This window comes from Aeromonas sp. Y311-2, assembly GCF_027706025.1.
GTDB classification, from domain to species: Bacteria; Pseudomonadota; Gammaproteobacteria; order Enterobacterales; family Aeromonadaceae; genus Aeromonas; species Aeromonas veronii.
The window spans coordinates 1-3218 of the sequence record NZ_JAPDCL010000057.1 but is presented as its reverse complement, the minus strand read 5'-3'; the positions used below and the strand labels follow the sequence as shown (position 1 = coordinate 3218).

At 59.5% G+C, this 3218-nt stretch carries 4 protein-coding genes; all 4 read left to right on the top strand.

Annotated elements, in window-relative coordinates:
- The first annotated feature begins 84 nt into the window (after nucleotides 1-84).
- The 4 genes from OKC42_RS22540 to OKC42_RS22520 all read left to right on the top strand — a co-directional run bounded on the left by OKC42_RS22540 (nucleotide 85) and on the right by OKC42_RS22520 (nucleotide 3164).
- The gene (locus tag OKC42_RS22540) at nucleotides 85-432 is read left to right on the top strand and encodes a quaternary ammonium compound efflux SMR transporter QacE delta 1 (RefSeq protein WP_000679427.1); all 348 of its coding nucleotides are present in this window, start codon (nucleotides 85-87) and stop codon (nucleotides 430-432) included.
- Nucleotides 426-1265: a sulfonamide-resistant dihydropteroate synthase Sul1 gene (sul1, locus tag OKC42_RS22535; RefSeq protein WP_000259031.1), complete on the top strand. Its 840-nt coding sequence runs from the start codon at nucleotides 426-428 to the stop codon at nucleotides 1263-1265. The genes OKC42_RS22540 and sul1 overlap by 7 nt, the downstream gene beginning before the upstream one ends.
- A gap of 127 nt (nucleotides 1266-1392) precedes the next feature.
- Nucleotides 1393-1893, top strand: a complete 501-nt coding sequence (locus OKC42_RS22530) for a GNAT family N-acetyltransferase (RefSeq protein WP_000376623.1) — start codon at nucleotides 1393-1395, stop codon at nucleotides 1891-1893.
- 506 nt (nucleotides 1894-2399) lie between these two features.
- A complete protein-coding gene (locus tag OKC42_RS22520; RefSeq protein ID WP_001389365.1) occupies nucleotides 2400-3164 on the top strand; it encodes an IS6-like element IS6100 family transposase in 765 nt (254 codons plus the stop codon).
- Nucleotides 3165-3218: the final 54 nt, after the last annotated feature.

Below are 3218 nucleotides of genomic sequence, written 5' to 3'. Positions count from 1 at the left end.
CTCACAGCCAAACTATCAGGTCAAGTCTGCTTTTATTATTTTTAAGCGTGCATAATAAGCCCTACACAAATTGGGAGATATATCATGAAAGGCTGGCTTTTTCTTGTTATCGCAATAGTTGGCGAAGTAATCGCAACATCCGCATTAAAATCTAGCGAGGGCTTTACTAAGCTTGCCCCTTCCGCCGTTGTCATAATCGGTTATGGCATCGCATTTTATTTTCTTTCTCTGGTTCTGAAATCCATCCCTGTCGGTGTTGCTTATGCAGTCTGGTCGGGACTCGGCGTCGTCATAATTACAGCCATTGCCTGGTTGCTTCATGGGCAAAAGCTTGATGCGTGGGGCTTTGTAGGTATGGGGCTCATAATTGCTGCCTTTTTGCTCGCCCGATCCCCATCGTGGAAGTCGCTGCGGAGGCCGACGCCATGGTGACGGTGTTCGGCATTCTGAATCTCACCGAGGACTCCTTCTTCGATGAGAGCCGGCGGCTAGACCCCGCCGGCGCTGTCACCGCGGCGATCGAAATGCTGCGAGTCGGATCAGACGTCGTGGATGTCGGACCGGCCGCCAGCCATCCGGACGCGAGGCCTGTATCGCCGGCCGATGAGATCAGACGTATTGCGCCGCTCTTAGACGCCCTGTCCGATCAGATGCACCGTGTTTCAATCGACAGCTTCCAACCGGAAACCCAGCGCTATGCGCTCAAGCGCGGCGTGGGCTACCTGAACGATATCCAAGGATTTCCTGACCCTGCGCTCTATCCCGATATTGCTGAGGCGGACTGCAGGCTGGTGGTTATGCACTCAGCGCAGCGGGATGGCATCGCCACCCGCACCGGTCACCTTCGACCCGAAGACGCGCTCGACGAGATTGTGCGGTTCTTCGAGGCGCGGGTTTCCGCCTTGCGACGGAGCGGGGTCGCTGCCGACCGGCTCATCCTCGATCCGGGGATGGGATTTTTCTTGAGCCCCGCACCGGAAACATCGCTGCACGTGCTGTCGAACCTTCAAAAGCTGAAGTCGGCGTTGGGGCTTCCGCTATTGGTCTCGGTGTCGCGGAAATCCTTCTTGGGCGCCACCGTTGGCCTTCCTGTAAAGGATCTGGGTCCAGCGAGCCTTGCGGCGGAACTTCACGCGATCGGCAATGGCGCTGACTACGTCCGCACCCACGCGCCTGGAGATCTGCGAAGCGCAATCACCTTCTCGGAAACCCTCGCGAAATTTCGCAGTCGCGACGCCAGAGACCGAGGGTTAGATCATGCCTAGCATTCACCTTCCGGCCGCCCGCTAGCGGACCCTGGTCAGGTTCCGCGAAGGTGGGCGCAGACATGCTGGGCTCGTCAGGATCAAACTGCACTATGAGGCGGCGGTTCATACCGCGCCAGGGGAGCGAATGGACAGCGAGGAGCCTCCGAACGTTCGGGTCGCCTGCTCGGGTGATATCGACGAGGTTGTGCGGCTGATGCACGACGCTGCGGCGTGGATGTCCGCCAAGGGAACGCCCGCCTGGGACGTCGCGCGGATCGACCGGACATTCGCGGAGACCTTCGTCCTGAGATCCGAGCTCCTAGTCGCGAGTTGCAGCGACGGCATCGTCGGCTGTTGCACCTTGTCGGCCGAGGATCCCGAGTTCTGGCCCGACGCCCTCAAGGGGGAGGCCGCATATCTGCACAAGCTCGCGGTGCGACGGACACATGCGGGCCGGGGTGTCAGCTCCGCGCTGATCGAGGCTTGCCGCCATGCCGCGCGAACGCAGGGGTGCGCCAAGCTGCGGCTCGACTGCCACCCGAACCTGCGTGGCCTATACGAGCGGCTCGGATTCACCCACGTCGACACTTTCAATCCCGGCTGGGATCCAACCTTCATCGCAGAACGCCTAGAACTCGAAATCTAACGTCCGTTCGGGCATCGAGGTCCATGTCGGGGTGGGACGGGCCCGTGGCTTCAAGATCACTTGCAGTCCGACCGCGATGTCTTGGTTGCGCGAGAGGTTGTCGATATCCTCCACTTCCATCATCAACCCTGGATAATGCCGCCGCCGTCATCGCCGCCGACGCCCGTGCCGGGCTTTTCGGGCCTGTCAGGCTTGCTCGGCCTTCAGCCTGCCTGGGCGAGATCTCCGGCGGACGGATTAACGGCGGAGCTTCGCCGCCTTTCGTGCGTGTGAAGGCCGAAGATAGTTCTCTCAAAAACATCCGTTTATGAGAGATACCAAATGTCATTTTCAGAAGACGACTGCACCAGTTGATTGGGCGTAATGGCTGTTGTGCAGCCAGCTCCTGACAGTTCAATATCAGAAGTGATCTGCACCAATCTCGACTATGCTCAATACTCGTGTGGGCTCTGTTGCAAAAATCGTGAAGCTTGAGCATGCTTGGCGGAGATTGGACGGACGGAACGATGACGGATTTCAAGTGGCGCCATTTCCAGGGTGATGTGATCCTGTGGGCGGTGCGCTGGTATTGTCGCTATCCGATCAGCTATCGCGACCTTGAGGAAATGCTGGCGGAACGCGGCATTTCGGTCGACCATACGACGATCTATCGCTGGGTCCAGTGCTACGCCCCGGAGATGGAGAAGCGGCTGCGCTGGTTCTGGCGGCGTGGCTTTGATCCGAGCTGGCGCCTGGATGAAACCTACGTCAAGGTGCGGGGCAAGTGGACCTACCTGTACCGGGCAGTCGACAAGCGGGGCGACACGATCGATTTCTACCTGTCGCCGACCCGCAGCGCCAAGGCAGCGAAGCGGTTCCTGGGCAAGGCCCTGCGAGGCCTGAAGCACTGGGAAAAGCCTGCCACGCTCAATACCGACAAAGCGCCGAGCTATGGTGCAGCGATCACCGAATTGAAGCGCGAAGGAAAGCTGGACCGGGAGACGGCCCACCGGCAGGTGAAGTATCTCAATAACGTGATCGAGGCCGATCACGGAAAGCTCAAGATACTGATCAAGCCGGTGCGCGGTTTCAAATCGATCCCCACGGCCTATGCCACGATCAAGGGATTCGAAGTCATGCGAGCCCTGCGCAAAGGACAGGCTCGCCCCTGGTGCCTGCAGCCCGGCATCAGGGGCGAGGTGCGCCTTGTGGAGAGAGCTTTTGGCATTGGGCCCTCGGCGCTGACGGAGGCCATGGGCATGCTCAACCACCATTTCGCAGCAGCCGCCTGATCGGCGCAGAGCGACAGCCTACCTCTGACTGCCGCCAATCTTTGCAACAGAGCC